Genomic DNA, 14182 nt, shown 5'->3' on the forward strand with positions numbered 1-14182 from the left:
CGACGTTACCCGTTGAGGAACGTCGAGATCCGCTCCCGCAGGTCGGCGCGTTCCGTCCAGAGCACGCCCGGCCGGTCGTACACGTGCAGGGTGGCCTGGGGCAGCGCGGCGGCCAACTGCTCGGCGACGGTGACCGGGTGCAGGTCGTCGCCCGCGCAGCCGATCACCAGGGCCGGCGCCGTGACCCCGGCGAGCACCCCGGCGTCGCGCAGCGGGGCCTGCTCGGGCAGGCCGGCCAGGCCCGGCGCGAGCCCGTCGCGGAGCAGTTGGTCGAGCCGCTGCCGCAGGTAGGCCCAGCCGGCCGGGGTGTTGCGGACCGAGGGCGGCAGCTCCAGCGACACCACGTCGGCCAGGGCGGAGGCGTCCCCGTCGGCCACGGCGTCGAGCAGGTCGGTGAGCCGGGCCCGGGCCACCTCGCCGCGCGGGGTGTCCAGCACGGCCGGCAGGAAGAAGACGAGCTTCTCGAAGCGTTCCGGGCTCTCGACGAGCAGCCGGCACAGCGCCCCGGCGCCGAGGCTGGCCCCGAAGGCCCGGGTGGCGCCGCCGAGGTCGGCGACGGCGCGGAGGTCACGGGCCAGGTCCAGGTAGCTCCACGGGCCGGGCGGCGAGTCGGAGCGGCCGTGCCCGCGGAACTGGAAGAAGATCCGCCGGCCGGTGACCCCGCTGCCGAACGGCCGGGTGGTGGCGATGCCGTTGCCCAGCCCGTGCGCGAACACGGTGACCGGGTCACCGGTGCCGGTGACCAGCCGCTCCAGGCGTACGCCGTGGGGCGTGGTGACCAGCTCGGTTTCCGGCTCCGGCAGGGCCGGCCGGCCGGTGCGGGGCGCGCCGGGCCCGGGGCCCCAGGTGCGGGGGCCGCCGTCGGGCGGCGGTGGCCAGCGGAAACCTCTCACCAGGAGCCTCGGCCGTCGTGCAGGTCGCGCAGCCCGACCCGGACGTCGAGCAGGTAGATCAGGGCCGCCGCGACGCCGATCAGGCCGAAGATGCTCAGCACACCACCCCCGACACCGAGCAGGGTCAGCACCATGCAGACCGCCAGGATGGCGATCCACCCGCCCTTGGGAAGGGTGCCGATGGCCGCGAAGGCGTCGGAGCGTTGGGTGATCGCGTGCACCAGGGAGACAGCCTCGATGACCAGAGCGAAGACGAGCAGGATCAGCTCGATCACGAGGCGGACGTCGTCGAAGAAGAGCGGCGCGGCGTAGGCCATGTCGGCAAGCTTATGCCGAGACCCCGGAAACGTCCGACAGGACGCTGTCCGGGGTCTCGGTCCAGCTTCGACTCACTCGGCGGCCGGGCGGGTCCGCTTCGTGGTCCTCGGCAGCTTCGCCGACGGGGTGGCCTTGGCGGCGGTCGCCTTGGTGGCCCGGGTCCGCTTCACGGCGGCCGGCTTGGCCTCGACGACCTCGGCCACCTCGGCCGGGGTCGGCACCTCGGCCGGCTGGGCGGCCGGCGCGGCCGGGGTGGTGTCGGCCTCGGTCGCCTCGATGTCGGCGTTCACCGTGTCGGCGGCCTCCAGCACGCCCGCGCCGACGACCCGCTCACCGCGGGCGACCAGCTCGGCGTACGCGGCCAGGGCGCGCTCCTGCGCGGCCTGCGCGCCGGCCAGCACGGCGGCGGCGTTGCGGCCGGCGGCCTCCCGCAGCTTGTCCAGGTTCGCGGCCTCGCGCAGCTTGTCCAGGTTGGCGGCCTCGCGCAGCCTGTCGAGGTCGAGGTCGGCCGAGCCGGCCTTCTCCCGCAGCCCCGTCGCGGTCAGGTTGGCGGTCTTCAGCGTCTCGGTCGCCTTCTGGCGCAGCTCGAAGCCGGTGAGGACGGCCTTGCCGCCCAGGTCGGCGACGACGCGGGTGCCGAGGCCACCGACCACGGTGGGCAGCTTGCGCAGCTGCTGGAGGGCGAGCTCGCCGGCGCCGGCGGCCGCGTAGACGGGGGCCGGGATGCGGTTGGTCTTCGGCTGGGTCATGACTGCTCCTCTTCGGCCGCACCGGCGGCCTTCCGGACCACCCTGCGGGCGGTCTTCTTCTGGGGGACGGCGGTGGTCGGGGCGGGCGCGTGGCCCGCCTCGGTGACGGCGACCGACTCGAGGACCGCCTCGGTCGGGGTGCCGTCCGGTGTCGTGGGGCCGGTCGCGGCCGGCGCGACGGTGGCCGGGGCCTCCGGCGCAGTGGCCGGCTCGGTGGCCGCCTGGGCCGTCGCGGTCGCCTCGGCGGCCGTCGCGGTCGCCTCGGCGAGACGCGCGTTCTCCCGGCGGAACGTCTCGTAGATCTGGGTGAGCGACTGCTTCTGGGCCATGGTCAGCTCGGGGTCGACGGCGATCGCCGCGAGCACGCCCTGCCCCTCCTTGTCGTCCAGCAGCCCGGCCCGCAGGTACATGGCCGGGGTGGAGACGCGCAGGGCGCTGGCGAGCTGCTGGAGCACCTCGGCGCTCGGCTTGCGCAGGCCGCGCTCGATCTGGCTCAGGTACGGGTTGCTGACGCCGGCCTGCTCGGCGAGCTGCCGCAGCGAGATCTTCGCGTTGCGGCGCAGGTCGCGAATGAACCCGCCGACGTCGGGAAGGTCCTTGCTGGTGGCCATGACTCCACGCTAGCTCGCGCTGCTAGCTGCTGCAAGCAAAATGCTTGCCAGAGTTAGCGATGTCACGGATAGCCGGTTGCGTGCCGGGTGCCGGATCCGTACGGTGCCCCCGTGGCGAAGATCGAAGTCAACGGTGCCCTGCTCACGTACGACGAGATGGGCAGCGGTAGCCCGGTGGTGCTGCTGCACGCCGGCATCGCCGACCGGCGGATGTGGCGAGGGCAGGTGCCCGCGCTCGCCGCCCGGCACCGGGTCATCGCCGTGGACCTGCGCGGCTACGGCGACTCCGAGCTGCCACCCTCTCCCTTCGCGCACCACGACGACGTGATCGGGCTGCTCGACGCGCTGGGCGTGACACAGGCCGCGCTGGTGGGCTGCTCCTTCGGCGGCAAGGTCGCGGTGGACACCGCGCTGGCGTACCCGGAGCGGGTCGCCGCGCTGGCCCTCTTCGGCGCACCGGTCTCCGGCAACGAGTGGTCCGAGGAGACCGAGCAGCTCTGGGACGAGCTGGTCGGCGACGTCGACCCGGAGGACTTCGCCGCGACGGCGGCCGGCGAGGTGCGGTTCTGGGTGGTCGGCCCGACCCGCGAGCCGGCCGGCGTCGACCCGGAGCTGATCCGGTTCGCCGAGGAGATGGACCGCCGGGCGCTCGCCGCCGAGCAGGCGCTCAGCGCGGTCGAGGCGGGCGAGCTGGACCCGCCGGCGATCGACCGGCTGGCCGAGCTGGGGATGCCGGTGCTGGCCGGCGCGGGCGCGGACGACCTGGCCGACATCCGCCGGCTGGCCGACCGGATCGCCGCCGAGGCCCCCCGGGGCGTGCGGATGCCGGACGTGCCGGACGCCGGTCACCTGCTGCCGCTGGAGCGCCCCGAGCCGGTCAACGCCGCGCTGCTCGACTTCCTCCGCTGACCGACCGGGCTACCAGACCGGACGGACCGCCCCGACCGGCAGGCCGCCGCCGAGCAGCGGGATCTCGGCGTACTCGGTCAGCACCGGGGCCTCGACGCCGAGCCGGCGCAGCGCCGACACCAGCACCGGCATCCGGGCCCGCCCGGCGCCGTCGTCGACCTTGAGGGCCACCGCGCCGACCTCCGGCACCGCCGCCGCGATCACACCCTCCGCGCCGACCTTGGCCAGCAGTCCGGGTACGCCGCGCATCAGCCGGGTGTCGTCGGCCTGGGTGCCCCCGACCAGTTCCGGGTACGCCCGCATGGCGTCGGCCACGGTCCGCTCGACGGTGCCCGGCTCGGCGGAGACCAGCCGCAGGAAGGCCCGCGCCAGCCCGGTCAGCGAGACGGCGAGCACCGGCGCCCCGCAGCCGTCCACCCCGACGGCCGCCGCCTTCTCCCCGGTGAACTCCTCGATCGCGGCGGTGAGCCGCTGCTGGAGTGGGTGCTCGGGGCGCCAGTAGCCGTCCAGCGGCCAGCCGGCGGCCAGGCAGGTGAGCAGCATGCCCGTGTGCTTACCGGAGCAGTTCATCTGGATTCGGGACGGGGCGCCTCCGGCGCGCAGCACCGCCTCCCGGGCCGCCTCGCCGACCGGCAGGTCCGGCGGGCAGTGCAGCGCCTCCTCGGCGAGGCCGGCGCCGCGCAGCAGGGCGCGGACGCGCTCGATGTGGAACTCCTCGCCGGCGTGGCTCGCCGAGACCAGCGCCACGTCGGCCGGGTCGGTCAGCGGCAGACCGGCCCGGAGCATCCCGATCGCCTGCATCGGCTTGTTCGAGGACCGGGGGAAGACCGGCGAGGTGGCGTCACCCGCCCCGGCCACCGGCGCGCCGGCAGCGTCGAGCACCGCCACGGACCCACGGTGGAAGCCCTCCACGAACCCGGACCGGACCACCTCGGCGAGCGGCACGCCGCCCTCGTACGTCTTTCCCACGCAGTGGACGGTACCGACGGGCTCGACGGGGCCGGCACCGGGGTGACCAGGGACGTCGGCGCTCGGCGTACAGGGACGGCGGGCCGGCCGTCGCTTAAAGGCCGAGCAGCGCCCGGGCCTCGGCGGTAGTCAGCGGAGGGCGCTGGGCGAGCTGGGCGAAGCCGACGGCGCGGGCGACCAGCTGCATGTTGGACTCGACCGGCCGGCCCTTGGCGTAGGTGACCGTGTCCTCCATGCCGACCCGGAGGTGACCGCCGGCCGAGAGCGAGGCCAGCATCACGGGGATGGTGGTGCGCCCGATGCCGGTGGCCGAGAAGGTGGTGCCCTCGGGGAGGTCGCGCAGCATCTGGTGGGCGGCCACCAGCGTGGCCGTGGTGCCCGGCATGCCGCCCGGCACCCCCATCACGAAGTCGACGTGCACGTGCCCGCCGTGCGGCAGCCCGTACTTGCCGAGCAGGCGCTGGAGCGCCGTGAGGTGGCCGAGCTCGAAGATCTCGTACTCGGGGACGACGCCCCGCTCCTGCATCCGGGTGTGCAGGTCGACGATGAACTCCCAGCGGTTGAGGAACACGTCGTCGCCGAAGTTGACCGTGCCCATGGTGCAGGAGGCCATGTCCGGGGCGGCGTCGAGCACGGCCAGCCGGGCGGCCTCCGGGTCGGTCACCGCGCCGCCGGAGGAGAGCTGCACGATCAGATCGGTGCTCTGCCGCAGCGCCGCCACGGTCTCCCGCAGCCGGCCCTGGTCGAGGGTGGGCCTCGCCTCGTCGTCACGGATGTGGACGTGGATCACGGCAGCGCCGAGCGCCTCGCACTCCTTGGCGGTCAGCAGCAGCTCGTCGAGGGTCACCGGCAACGCCGGCACCTCCGCCTTGGCCGACTCCGCGCCGGTGGGGGCAACCGTGATCAACGTCCCTGTGGTCATGTCGGGATCCTAAACCGCCGACTCCCTTCCGGTCGACAGCCGGAAGCAGCAGAATCGGCCGCCATGGCCGCCGGAAGCAGAAGATTTTCCGCTTCAGCGCCGCCTGGGCGGCATCCCTTACGCCGGATCGATGGCGGCGGCCGTCTCCCCCACCATCAGCCGAGCGTCGTCGGCCACGTTCCGCTTGACCACGGCGAGGGCGATCTGGCCCAGCTCGAAGTGGTGCACCGCGGTGCCCACGAAGCCGACCGCCCGGCCGTCCAGCGTCACCGGCGTGCCGACGGCCGGCGGCTGGTCCGTGGTCACCCCGTCCAGGTGCAGCAGGACGAGCCGGCGCGGCGGCTTGCCCAGGTTGTGCACCCGGGCCACCGTCTCCTGGCCGCGATAGCAGCCCTTGTCCAGGTGCACGGCCGACCCGATCAGGCCCACCTCGGCGGGAATGGTCCGGTGGTCGGTGTCCACCCCGGCCCGGGCCTGCCGGGCGGCCACCCGCAGCGCCTCGTACGCCCACAGCCCGGCCACCGGCACACCGGCGCCGCGCAGCTCGTCGACAACCTGGGTCATCGCCGCGCGGGGCACCAGCAGGTCGACGCCGAGCGGCACCCGCCGGGCCCAGCCGCCGACGGGCAGCGGCTTCACGTCGTACACGACGGAGGGCCGGGACGGCAGCTCGCCGGAGCGGAACTTCGGACCCGGCACCGCGACCACGTCGGGCGCGGCCAGCCCGGTGACCCCGAGGGTGCCGAGCGCGCCGGCGGCCTCCGGCCCGACCAGCGAGAGCAGCGCGTGGTCGGCCGTGACGTCGCGCGGGTCGACCTTGCTGAAGAACCGCATCCGCTCCAGATAGGACAGGAGGCCGCCGGTCATCCCGGGCTCGGTGTCCAGCCAGGTGGTCTCGCCGTCCTCGGCGACCAGGGCGTGCTGCTCGACGTGCCCGTGCGGGGAGAGCACCAGCAGCTCGCTGCCCTGCCACGGGCGCAGCGCGGCCAGGTGCTGGCTGGTCAGCGTGTGCAGCCAGGTCATCCGCTCCTCGCCGGGGACCGCGATCACGCCCCGGTGCGAGCGGTCCACCAGGCCGACGCCGGTGGCCAGGGTGCGCTGCTCGCGCATCGGGTCGCCGTAGTGGGCGGCCACCGGGCCGACCCCGGCCGCCCGGTGGGCCGGCTCGGGCTGCTCCCGGGTCTCCTCGTCGATGGCCTCGGCGGTCACCGCGCCCGCGATGTCGATCATTTGCGTTCCCCGTCCTCGCACTGGCCGCAGACGCCGAACAGCGCCACGTGCCCGATGTCGACCTGGAATCCCCGCTGCGCGGCCAACTGGTCGGCCAGCGGCCGGAGCAGCTCGGGGTCTATCTCGTCGATCGCACCGCACTCCCGGCAGACCAGGTGGACGTGCTGGTGCTCACCGGCCGCGTGGTAGGTCGGCGAGCCGTGCGAAAGGTGGGTGTGTGTCACCAGACCGAGGCGCTCCAGCAGCTCCAGCGTCCGGTAGATCGTCGTGATGTTGACACCGGCGGCCACCTCGCGCACCGCCGTGTGGACCTGCTCCGGCGTGGCGTGCCCCAGGTCCAGGACAGCCTGGAGGACCAACTGCCGCTGCGCCGTCAGCCGCAGCCCACGGGAGCGGAGCAGTTCCGCCAGGGAGGATTCGGACACCGTCCGATCATAGTTCGGCCGCCGCGCCGGTCCGCCCGCCGGCGGGGTACGCCACTACGCTGCGCTCGTGGTGGCGACGCGGGTGGCCGTGCCGGGCCGGGGCGTCGTGCCGGCCGGTGAGGCGGTGCTGCGCGGCGACGACCGGGGTGTGCTGCACGGCGACGGCCTGTTCGAGACGATGCACCTGCGCGGTGGGGAGCCGTGGCTGCGGGACGCCCACCTGGCCCGGCTGCGGGGCGGCGCGGCGGCCATCGGGCTGGCGCTGCCGCCCACCGACGTGCTGGTCGAGCTGCTGGACACGGTCCGCGCGGGCTGGCCGCCGGAGGTCGAGGGCGCGGTGCGGCTCGTCTGCACCCGGGGGCCGGAGGGCGGCGGGGCGCCGACGGTCTACGCCACGCTGGGCGAGGTGCCGGCCGCCGCGCGGCGGGCCCGGCGCGACGGGGTGACGGTCGCCACCCTGCCGCTCGGGGTGGCCGCCCGGTCCCGGCCCGAACTGGGGTGGCTCCCCAACGGTGTGAAGTCCACCTCGTACGCGCTGAGCACCGCCGCCCGCCGCTGGGCCGAGCGGGCCGGGGTGGACGACGTGCTCTGGGTCTCCACCGACGGCTACGTGCTGGAGGCGCCGACCGCCAACGTGGTCTGGCTGACCGACGCCACCCTGTGCACGGTCCCGGCCGCGGCCACCGGCATCCTCCCCGGCGTCACCGCAGGCTGGCTTCTCGACCATGCCGACGAGCTGGGCTTCCGTGCCGACGAACGCCTGCCCACCCTGGCCGACCTGCACGGGGCCGACGCCATCTGGCTCACGTCATCACTCCGCGGCCTGGCCGAGGTGCGCTCGCTCGACAAAACCCCCCGCCCCCTGTCCCCCCACACCGCCACAGCCCAGTCCCTCCTGGGTCACCCACACCCCTGACCGGCCTCCCGGCCCCCCGGCCTCCCGGCCTCCCGGCCTCCCGGCCTCCCGGCCTCCCGGCCTCCCGGCCTCCCGGCCTCTGGCAGCGTTGATCATGAAGTTATTGCGCCGACACGCCGCTGCTGCGGGCAATAACTTCATGATCAACGGGTGAGGTGGGGTGGGTGGGGTGGGGTTAGCCGGCTACGCGGGTCAGGCGGGCCGACAGGTGAGGGCTCAGGGGGTGGCCCACGGCGGCCATTTCCTGGGCGTAGAGGAGGGCGCCCTCGACGATGCCGAAGAGGCGGGCACCCGCCGTGACCTCCTTCGCCGTGGCCGTGCGGACCACCGCGTCGGTGACGAACTCGATCTGGGTGCCCTTGCGCTTGCCGATGTGCAGCTCCATCACGCCGGTGGGCGTGGTCATGAGCGCTTCCAGCTCGTCGGTCACCCGGTCCCCGTCCAGCACCGGACGCCACCAGCCCACCTCACGGCCGGCCGGGCGGACCGGGCGGCTCTGCTCGTCGAGGATCCAGGCGCGGGACTCGTAGAACAGGAACGGCCGGCCGTCGTGGCTGATCCGGATCTCCTGCGCGAAGTCGAAGTCCTCGATGGTGGGGAACCCGCCGCGACCCCGCCCGCGCCACACCCCGATGTACGGCAGCAGGCCGTCCAGGCTCCGGTGCAGCTTCGGGCCGACGCGCAGGTCGTGGCTCTCCTCGTACGGATACGGGTCGACCGGCGGCGCGTTCAGCCACGGCGGCTGAAGCGGGTTCTCACTCACCGCGCCACCTTCGTTCGCGACTGCGGGGCTCGCAAACCCGGCTCACTCCTCGCGCTCACCGCGCCACCTTCGTTCGCGACTGCGGGGCTCGCAAACCCGGCTCACTCCTCGCGCTCACCATTTTCCTCTCGAAATGCGTACGGCCAGGTAGACCAGGCCACCGGCGAGCGCGCCCAGGCCGGCGACCAGCAGGCTGACGAACCCGATCTCGGTAACCATCCCGGCCATCCTATGCTGGGCGTCATGGCCCGCACTCTCGTCGTCAAGGCCACCGCCGGAGCCGACGCCCCCGAGCGTTGCGCCCAGGCCTTCACCGTGGCCGCCACGGCGGCCGCCGCCGGGGTGGACGTGTCGCTCTGGCTCACCGGGGAGTCGACCTGGTTCGCGCTGCCCGGGCGGGCGCAGACCTTCGACCTGCCGCACTCCGCGCCGCTGGCCGAACTGCTGCACGTCATCCTGACCACCGGCAGGGTGACCGCCTGCACCCAGTGCGCGGCCCGCCGCGACATCGGCCAGGACGACGTCATCCCCGGCGTGCGGATCGCCGGGGCGGCGGTCTTCGTCGAGGAGGCGATGGCCGAGGGCGCCCAGGCCCTGGTCTACTGACCGACCCGGCCGCGCGGCGAATGTCCGTTACGCGCGGACTGCCGATCCTGGCCCGACATGTCCGGCCACTGCCTACGATCCTGATGTGGGCGAGGCGATCGAGCGGTTCTTCGCATCCCTGCCGGCGCGTGCCCCGGCGGTGCTGCGCGGGCCCACCCGCGGCCGCCTCCAGCTGGACCTGACCACCGGAAACCGCACCGAGCACTGGCTTCTGGAGATCGCGCCGGGGACCATCCAGGTGTCCCGGGAGCAGTTGCCGGCCGACGCCGTCTTCACGATCAGCGCCGAGCTGTTCGAGGAGCTGGTCACCGGCCGGGAGGCCGCCATGGCGGCGGTGCTGCGCAACGAGGCCACGTTCAGCGGCAACGTGGTGCTCTTCCTGATGTTCCGCCGGTTCTTCCCCGACCCGCCCGGCGTCCGGGATCCCCGGGAGAGCGCCCGCGAACACATCCGGCGGTCGGCATGAGGGAACGCGTCAGCATCCTGGACGGCAACACCTTCCTGGTCAGCGACCGGCGCGGCGACATCGAGCCGTCGTTCGACTTCCCCACCGGGCTCTTCTCCTTCGACACCCGGTTCATCTCGACCTGGCTGCTCACCCTGAACGGGCAGCGGCTGCACGCGCTCTCGATCGACGACTCGCTGTCGTACCGGACCCGGTTCTTCCTGGTGCCGGGGGAGCCGACGCACTACCTGGACGCCAAGGTCTCGCTGATCCGCAGCCGGTCGATCGGTGGCAGCTTCGACGAGGAGCTGACGCTGCTCAACCACTCCGGTCAGGAGGTGGAGTTCATGCTCCGGCTGGACATCGGCTCCGACTTCGCCGACCTGTTCGAAATCAAGCACCAGCGGCAGAAGAAGGGGCACACCAGGCCCACGGTCAGCGAGAACCAGCTGCGGCTCACCTACCGGCGGGAGGGATTCCACCGGGAGGCGGTGGTGACCAGCAGCGAGCCCGCCGAGGTCGACCGGGAGGGGCTGACCTTCCGGGTCCGGGTGGGGCCGCACGGCGAGTGGACCACCCGGCTGCACGTGGAGACGAAGATCTACGGGGCCCGGGGGGAGGACATCCGGGCCACCCTGCCGCTCGGCGGGCAGCGCTCGGTGCAGGCCATCCACGCCGAGCAGAACGAGCTGATCGAGCGGGCTCCGAAGCTCGGCTGCGACTGTCAGCCGCTGGCCGGGGCGTACCGGCGCAGCCTGAACGACCTGGCCGCCCTCCGGTACGAGTCGATCGCGCTGGGCGTACGGCTGCTCGCCGCCGGCCTGCCCTGGTTCATGACCCTGTTCGGGCGGGACAGCATCTTCACCTCGCTCCAGGTGCTGCCGTTCCTGCCGGAGCTGGTCCCGCCGACCATCCTCATGCTGGCCGGCCTCCAGGGCAGCCGGGTGGACGACTTCCGGGACGAGGAGCCCGGCAAGATCCTGCACGAGCTGCGCTACGGCGAGACCGCCGGCTTCGAGGAGCAGCCGCACTCGCCGTACTTCGGCTCGGCCGACACCACGGCGCTGTTCGTGATCCTGCTCGACGAGTACGAGCGGTGGACCGGGGACACGAAGCTGGTCAGGCAGTTGGAGCAGGAGACCCGGGCGGCGCTGGCCTGGCTCGACACGTACGGGGACCTGCTCGGCACGGGCTACATCTGGTACATGACCCGCAACCCGGAGACCGGCCTGGCGAACCAGTGCTGGAAGGACTCCTGGGACTCGATCTCCTACTCCGACGGCCGACTGCCGGGCTTCCCCCGGGCCACCTGCGAACTGCAGGGCTACGCGTACGACGCCAAGCTGCGGGGCGCCCGGCTGGCCCGGACGTTCTGGAACGACCCGGCGTACGCGGACCGGCTGGAGCGGGAGGCGGCGGCGCTGAAGGAGCGGTTCAACCGGGACTTCTGGATCCCCGGGCGGGAGTACTACGCGCTCGCCCTGGACCCGGACGGGCGGCACGTGGACACGCTCAGCTCCAACATCGGTCACCTGCTCTGGAGCGGCATCGTCGACGAGTCCCGCGCGGCGACCGTCGCCGGGCACCTGCTCGGGCCGCGGCTCTTCTCCGGCTGGGGGGTGCGGACCCTCGCCGACGACCAGAGCCGCTACAACCCGATCGGCTACCACGTGGGCACGGTCTGGCCGTTCGACAACTCGATCATCGCCTGGGGCCTGTGGAAGTACGGCTTCCGGGAGGAGGCCGGGCAGATCTGCGACGCGATGCTGAGCGCGTCCCGCTACTTCAACGGGCGGCTACCCGAGTCGTTCGCCGGCTACGAGCGCGACCTCACCGACTATCCCGTGGAGTACCCGACCGCGTGCAGCCCGCAGGCCTGGTCGGCCGGCACCCCGCTGCTGCTGCTGCGGGTGATGCTCGGCCTGGAGCCGCAGGGCGAGCACCTGATCATCGATCCCGCCGTTCCGACCGGGATGGGCCGGGTGGAACTGCTGGACATCCCGGGCCGCTGGGGCCGGGTGGACGCCCTGGGGCGCAGTCGCGAGCCGCACGACCAGCGCCACGGGCACTGACCGGCCGGGTCAGGCCGGGCAGGGGGTGGTGACGGCCACCCGGACCCGGTCGTCGACCCGCTCGGCCAGCACCGCGAAGCTGCCGCGCAGGGCGTACTCCTCGGCGGAGTCACGGAGCACCGGGGAGCCGCCGGCGGCCTCCCGGAAGGCCGCCGCGAGCGGGGTCCCGGCCGGCCCGGCGGCCGTCTCGGCGCGGGCCGTGCGTGCGGTTCCGCCCCCGGGGCAGGGCGCCGCGAGCACCTGGACGGGCCCGGCCGCGCCGCCCCAGCGGCGCACGGCCCGGTCCGCCTCGGCGGTCTCGGCTGCGGCGTCGGCCGCCGGAGGCCGGTAGCCCGCCCCCACCGGCCGGCAGCCGGTGGTGGCGGTCAGCAGCACCCGGCCGGGCCCGGCGGACCGGCCCTCGACCGCGACGAACTCCCCGGCGTCGGCGCGCAGCCGCGGCTCGCCGCCGAACGACGAGACGCCCGCGCGCCAGTCGGCCGGCAACCGGTCGGCCACCCGCTGGAGCAGTTGGCGTACGTCGTCGCCGGCCACGGCGACCGCCACGCCGCGTTCCAGCTCGATGCCGTCGTCCAGCGGGGTGACCCGGCAGCCCCGCTCGATCCGGTCCGGCAGCAGCGCCGGCACCCCGTCCCGGCCGACCGCGGCGGTCAGCCGGCCGAGCGCCCGGTCCACCACGGGGCCGGCCTGGTCCAGCGAGCGCTGCTCCTTGACGGTCGGCGGGTCGTGCCGCACCGACCACCAGGTCAGGCCGGCGAGCAGCACCGCCCACGCCGCCGTGGCGGCCACCAGCCAGCGCAGCCGACGCCGGCCGGGGCCCGGCTGGTCGGGACGGGTCGGCGGGGCGTATCCCGCCTGGACGGCCTCACTCACCGGGCCATGGTGTCACGCCGTGACGACCGGCCGGGCCGCACCTCGGCCCGCCCGTCGATCCGCCGTGACGGACCGCCGGAAACGGCTCGTGGCCCGTCGCCCCCTGAGGGCGACGGGCCACGGTCAGAGCGTGGGTCAGGCGGCGACCGTGACGGTCACCTCGTTGATCCCGCGAGCGGCGGTGACGGCGGTGTCGCCGTTGCCGTGCCGGGAGAGCGCCCGCAGGGTCCAGTTGCCCGGCGCGGCGAAGAACCGGAACTGGCCGGCCGGGGAGGTCACCACCTCGGCGGTGAACTCGCCCGTCGAGTCGAGCAGCCGGACGTACGCGCCCGGCACTGCCTCGCCGGACTCGGCCGTGACGAGGCCGGTGATGACGGTCTCCTTCTCCAGGTCCAGGCTGGCCGGGAGGGGGGCGGCCTGGTCCGGAGCGGCGCAGCCGGCGGCGGTGGGAGCAGTCATAAAGATCAGGCCTCCCCGACAGAGCTGTCCGACCCGGCTTCGCCGGGAGTGTCGCCGAGCGCGACCGGCACGCCGACCAGCGAGCCGTACTCGGTCCAGGAGCCGTCGTAGTTCTTCACGTTGCGGTGGCCGAGCAGCTCCTGGAGCACGAACCAGGTGTGCGAGGAACGCTCGCCGATCCGGCAGTAGGCGATGGTCTCCCGGCTGTCGTCCAGCCCCGCGTCGGCGTAGATCTTGCGCAGCTCGTCGTCGGACTTGAACGTGCCGTCCTCGTTGGCCGCCTTGGACCACGGGACGCTGATCGCGGTCGGCACGTGGCCGGCCCGCTGGGCCTGCTCCTGCGGGAGGTGGGCGGGGGCGAGCAGCCGGCCGGCGTACTCGTCGGGGCTGCGCACGTCGACCAGGTTCTTGGTGCCGATGGCGTCGACCACCTCGTCGCGGAAGGCACGGATCGAGGTGTCCGGCGCCTGCGCGACGTACTGCGTCGCCGGGCGCCGCACCGCGTCGGTGACGAGCGGACGGGCGTCCAGCTCCCACTTCTTGCGGCCGCCGTCGAGCAGCTTGACGTCGCGGTGGCCGTAGAGCTTGAAGTACCAGTACGCGTACGCGGCGAACCAGTTGTTGTTGCCGCCGTAGAGGATGACGGTGTCGTCGTTGCCGATGCCCCGCTCGGAGAGCAGCGCCGCGAACTGGTCCTGGTTGACGAAGTCCCGGCGCACCGGGTCCTGGAGGTCGGTGCGCCAGTCGAGCTTCACGGCGCCCGCGAGGTGGCCGGTGTCGTAGGCCGAGGTGTCCTCGTCGACCTCGACGAAGACGACGCCCGGGGCGTCGATGTTCTTCTCGGCCCACTCGGCCGAGACGAGTGCGGTGTCGCGACTCATCAGATCACTCCCTGTGAGGATGGATGGTGAGCCAGCGCGCGGAGATCGAAGTCGGTGATTGTCGCACCACGCGCGGGACCCAGAGCTAGGAACGGATCACGGGTACGTGCGACGGCGCCGCTGCCGGGCGATCAGGGGGGA

At 73.8% G+C, this 14182-nt stretch carries 18 protein-coding genes; 5 read left to right on the plus strand and 13 right to left on the minus strand.

The features are described from left to right. Positions 1 to 5: 5 nt before the first annotated feature. The 4 genes from ACQP12_RS30725 to ACQP12_RS30740 form a co-directional block, all read right to left on the minus strand. Positions 6 to 893, minus strand: a complete 888-nt coding sequence (locus ACQP12_RS30725) for an alpha/beta fold hydrolase (RefSeq protein WP_357941424.1) — start codon at positions 891 to 893, stop codon at positions 6 to 8. Then, on the minus strand, positions 890 to 1210 hold the full coding sequence (locus ACQP12_RS30730) for a DUF2516 family protein (RefSeq protein ID WP_357941426.1): 321 nt from the start codon (positions 1208 to 1210) through the stop codon (positions 890 to 892). The genes ACQP12_RS30725 and ACQP12_RS30730 overlap by 4 nt, the downstream gene beginning before the upstream one ends. Positions 1211 to 1282: 72 nt before the next feature. Next, positions 1283 to 1960, minus strand: a complete 678-nt coding sequence (locus tag ACQP12_RS30735; protein ID WP_433283545.1) for a hypothetical protein — start codon at positions 1958 to 1960, stop codon at positions 1283 to 1285. After that, positions 1957 to 2571, minus strand: a complete 615-nt coding sequence (locus ACQP12_RS30740; RefSeq protein ID WP_433283546.1) for a helix-turn-helix domain-containing protein — start codon at positions 2569 to 2571, stop codon at positions 1957 to 1959. The genes ACQP12_RS30735 and ACQP12_RS30740 overlap by 4 nt, the downstream gene beginning before the upstream one ends. 111 nt (positions 2572 to 2682) lie before the next feature. Between ACQP12_RS30740 and ACQP12_RS30745 the strand changes: the two genes are divergently transcribed. Next, positions 2683 to 3480, plus strand: a complete 798-nt coding sequence (locus ACQP12_RS30745; protein WP_433283547.1) for an alpha/beta fold hydrolase — start codon at positions 2683 to 2685, stop codon at positions 3478 to 3480. 9 nt (positions 3481 to 3489) lie between these two features. Here the strand turns inward: ACQP12_RS30745 and ACQP12_RS30750 are convergent, their stop codons facing one another. The 4 genes from ACQP12_RS30750 to ACQP12_RS30765 form a co-directional block, all read right to left on the minus strand. After that, positions 3490 to 4449: an asparaginase gene (locus ACQP12_RS30750; protein WP_433283548.1), complete on the minus strand. Its 960-nt coding sequence runs from the start codon at positions 4447 to 4449 to the stop codon at positions 3490 to 3492. A 94-nt stretch (positions 4450 to 4543) separates the two neighbouring features. Continuing rightward, a complete protein-coding gene (locus ACQP12_RS30755) occupies positions 4544 to 5371 on the minus strand; it encodes a 3-keto-5-aminohexanoate cleavage protein (protein WP_357941436.1) in 828 nt (275 codons plus the stop codon). 117 nt (positions 5372 to 5488) lie between these two features. Beyond that, the gene (locus ACQP12_RS30760) at positions 5489 to 6601 is read right to left on the minus strand and encodes a YgfZ/GcvT domain-containing protein (protein WP_357941437.1); all 1113 of its coding nucleotides are present in this window, start codon (positions 6599 to 6601) and stop codon (positions 5489 to 5491) included. After that, complete coding sequence (locus ACQP12_RS30765) at positions 6598 to 7026, minus strand: Fur family transcriptional regulator (RefSeq protein ID WP_262282865.1); 429 nt, start codon at positions 7024 to 7026, stop codon at positions 6598 to 6600. The genes ACQP12_RS30760 and ACQP12_RS30765 overlap by 4 nt, the downstream gene beginning before the upstream one ends. Before the next feature lie 67 nt (positions 7027 to 7093). Between ACQP12_RS30765 and ACQP12_RS30770 the strand changes: the two genes are divergently transcribed. Continuing rightward, entirely contained in the window at positions 7094 to 7942 is an 849-nt protein-coding gene (locus ACQP12_RS30770; protein ID WP_433283549.1) for an aminotransferase class IV, read from the plus strand. 175 nt (positions 7943 to 8117) lie between these two features. On the opposite strand, the gene ACQP12_RS30775 is transcribed toward ACQP12_RS30770, so the two are convergent. Both ACQP12_RS30775 and mtfM read right to left on the minus strand, forming a co-directional pair. Then, complete coding sequence (locus ACQP12_RS30775; protein WP_433283550.1) at positions 8118 to 8705, minus strand: FABP family protein; 588 nt, start codon at positions 8703 to 8705, stop codon at positions 8118 to 8120. 114 nt (positions 8706 to 8819) lie between these two features. Then, a complete protein-coding gene (gene mtfM, locus ACQP12_RS30780; RefSeq protein ID WP_046570768.1) occupies positions 8820 to 8924 on the minus strand; it encodes a small membrane protein MtfM in 105 nt (34 codons plus the stop codon). 12 nt (positions 8925 to 8936) lie between these two features. On the opposite strand from mtfM, the gene ACQP12_RS30785 reads away from it, so the two are divergent. From ACQP12_RS30785 to ACQP12_RS30795, 3 genes are all read left to right on the plus strand, one after another. Then, entirely contained in the window at positions 8937 to 9311 is a 375-nt protein-coding gene (locus tag ACQP12_RS30785) for a DsrE family protein (RefSeq protein ID WP_357941443.1), read from the plus strand. Positions 9312 to 9396: 85 nt separating this feature from the next. Further along, positions 9397 to 9777, plus strand: a complete 381-nt coding sequence (locus ACQP12_RS30790) for an SCP2 sterol-binding domain-containing protein (RefSeq protein ID WP_433283551.1) — start codon at positions 9397 to 9399, stop codon at positions 9775 to 9777. After that, on the plus strand, positions 9774 to 11828 hold the full coding sequence (locus tag ACQP12_RS30795) for an amylo-alpha-1,6-glucosidase (RefSeq protein WP_433283552.1): 2055 nt from the start codon (positions 9774 to 9776) through the stop codon (positions 11826 to 11828). The genes ACQP12_RS30790 and ACQP12_RS30795 overlap by 4 nt, the downstream gene beginning before the upstream one ends. A gap of 9 nt (positions 11829 to 11837) precedes the next feature. Here ACQP12_RS30795 and ACQP12_RS30800 read toward each other — a convergent pair whose 3' ends face one another. From ACQP12_RS30800 to ACQP12_RS30810, 3 genes are all read right to left on the minus strand, one after another. Next, positions 11838 to 12701, minus strand: coding sequence for a hypothetical protein (locus tag ACQP12_RS30800; protein ID WP_433283553.1), 864 nt, complete (start codon positions 12699 to 12701; stop codon positions 11838 to 11840). Between the two features lie 135 nt (positions 12702 to 12836). Further along, the gene (locus tag ACQP12_RS30805; RefSeq protein ID WP_357941451.1) at positions 12837 to 13160 is read right to left on the minus strand and encodes a DUF1416 domain-containing protein; all 324 of its coding nucleotides are present in this window, start codon (positions 13158 to 13160) and stop codon (positions 12837 to 12839) included. Positions 13161 to 13165: 5 nt separating this feature from the next. Further along, positions 13166 to 14041: a sulfurtransferase gene (locus ACQP12_RS30810; RefSeq protein ID WP_433283554.1), complete on the minus strand. Its 876-nt coding sequence runs from the start codon at positions 14039 to 14041 to the stop codon at positions 13166 to 13168. Between the last annotated feature and the right edge of the window lie 141 nt (positions 14042 to 14182).

The organism is Micromonospora sp. CA-244673, assembly GCF_050948395.1.
In the GTDB taxonomy this organism is placed as follows: Bacteria; Actinomycetota; Actinomycetes; order Mycobacteriales; family Micromonosporaceae; genus Micromonospora.

Coding starts and splice junctions, on each gene's coding strand:
- ACQP12_RS30760 (WP_357941437.1), bottom strand. CDS start 6,601: ATGATCGACATCGCGGGCGCGGTGACCGCCGAGGCCATCGACGAGGAG.
- ACQP12_RS30810 (WP_433283554.1), bottom strand. CDS start 14,041: ATGAGTCGCGACACCGCACTCGTCTCGGCCGAGTGGGCCGAGAAGAAC.
- ACQP12_RS30755 (WP_357941436.1), bottom strand. CDS start 5,371: ATGACCACAGGGACGTTGATCACGGTTGCCCCCACCGGCGCGGAGTCG.
- ACQP12_RS30805 (WP_357941451.1), bottom strand. CDS start 13,160: ATGACTGCTCCCACCGCCGCCGGCTGCGCCGCTCCGGACCAGGCCGCC.
- ACQP12_RS30730 (WP_357941426.1), bottom strand. CDS start 1,210: ATGGCCTACGCCGCGCCGCTCTTCTTCGACGACGTCCGCCTCGTGATC.
- ACQP12_RS30735 (WP_433283545.1), bottom strand. CDS start 1,960: ATGACCCAGCCGAAGACCAACCGCATCCCGGCCCCCGTCTACGCGGCC.
- mtfM (WP_046570768.1), bottom strand. CDS start 8,924: ATGGTTACCGAGATCGGGTTCGTCAGCCTGCTGGTCGCCGGCCTGGGC.
- ACQP12_RS30785 (WP_357941443.1), top strand. CDS start 8,937: ATGCTGGGCGTCATGGCCCGCACTCTCGTCGTCAAGGCCACCGCCGGA.
- ACQP12_RS30795 (WP_433283552.1), top strand. CDS start 9,774: ATGAGGGAACGCGTCAGCATCCTGGACGGCAACACCTTCCTGGTCAGC.
- ACQP12_RS30740 (WP_433283546.1), bottom strand. CDS start 2,571: ATGGCCACCAGCAAGGACCTTCCCGACGTCGGCGGGTTCATTCGCGAC.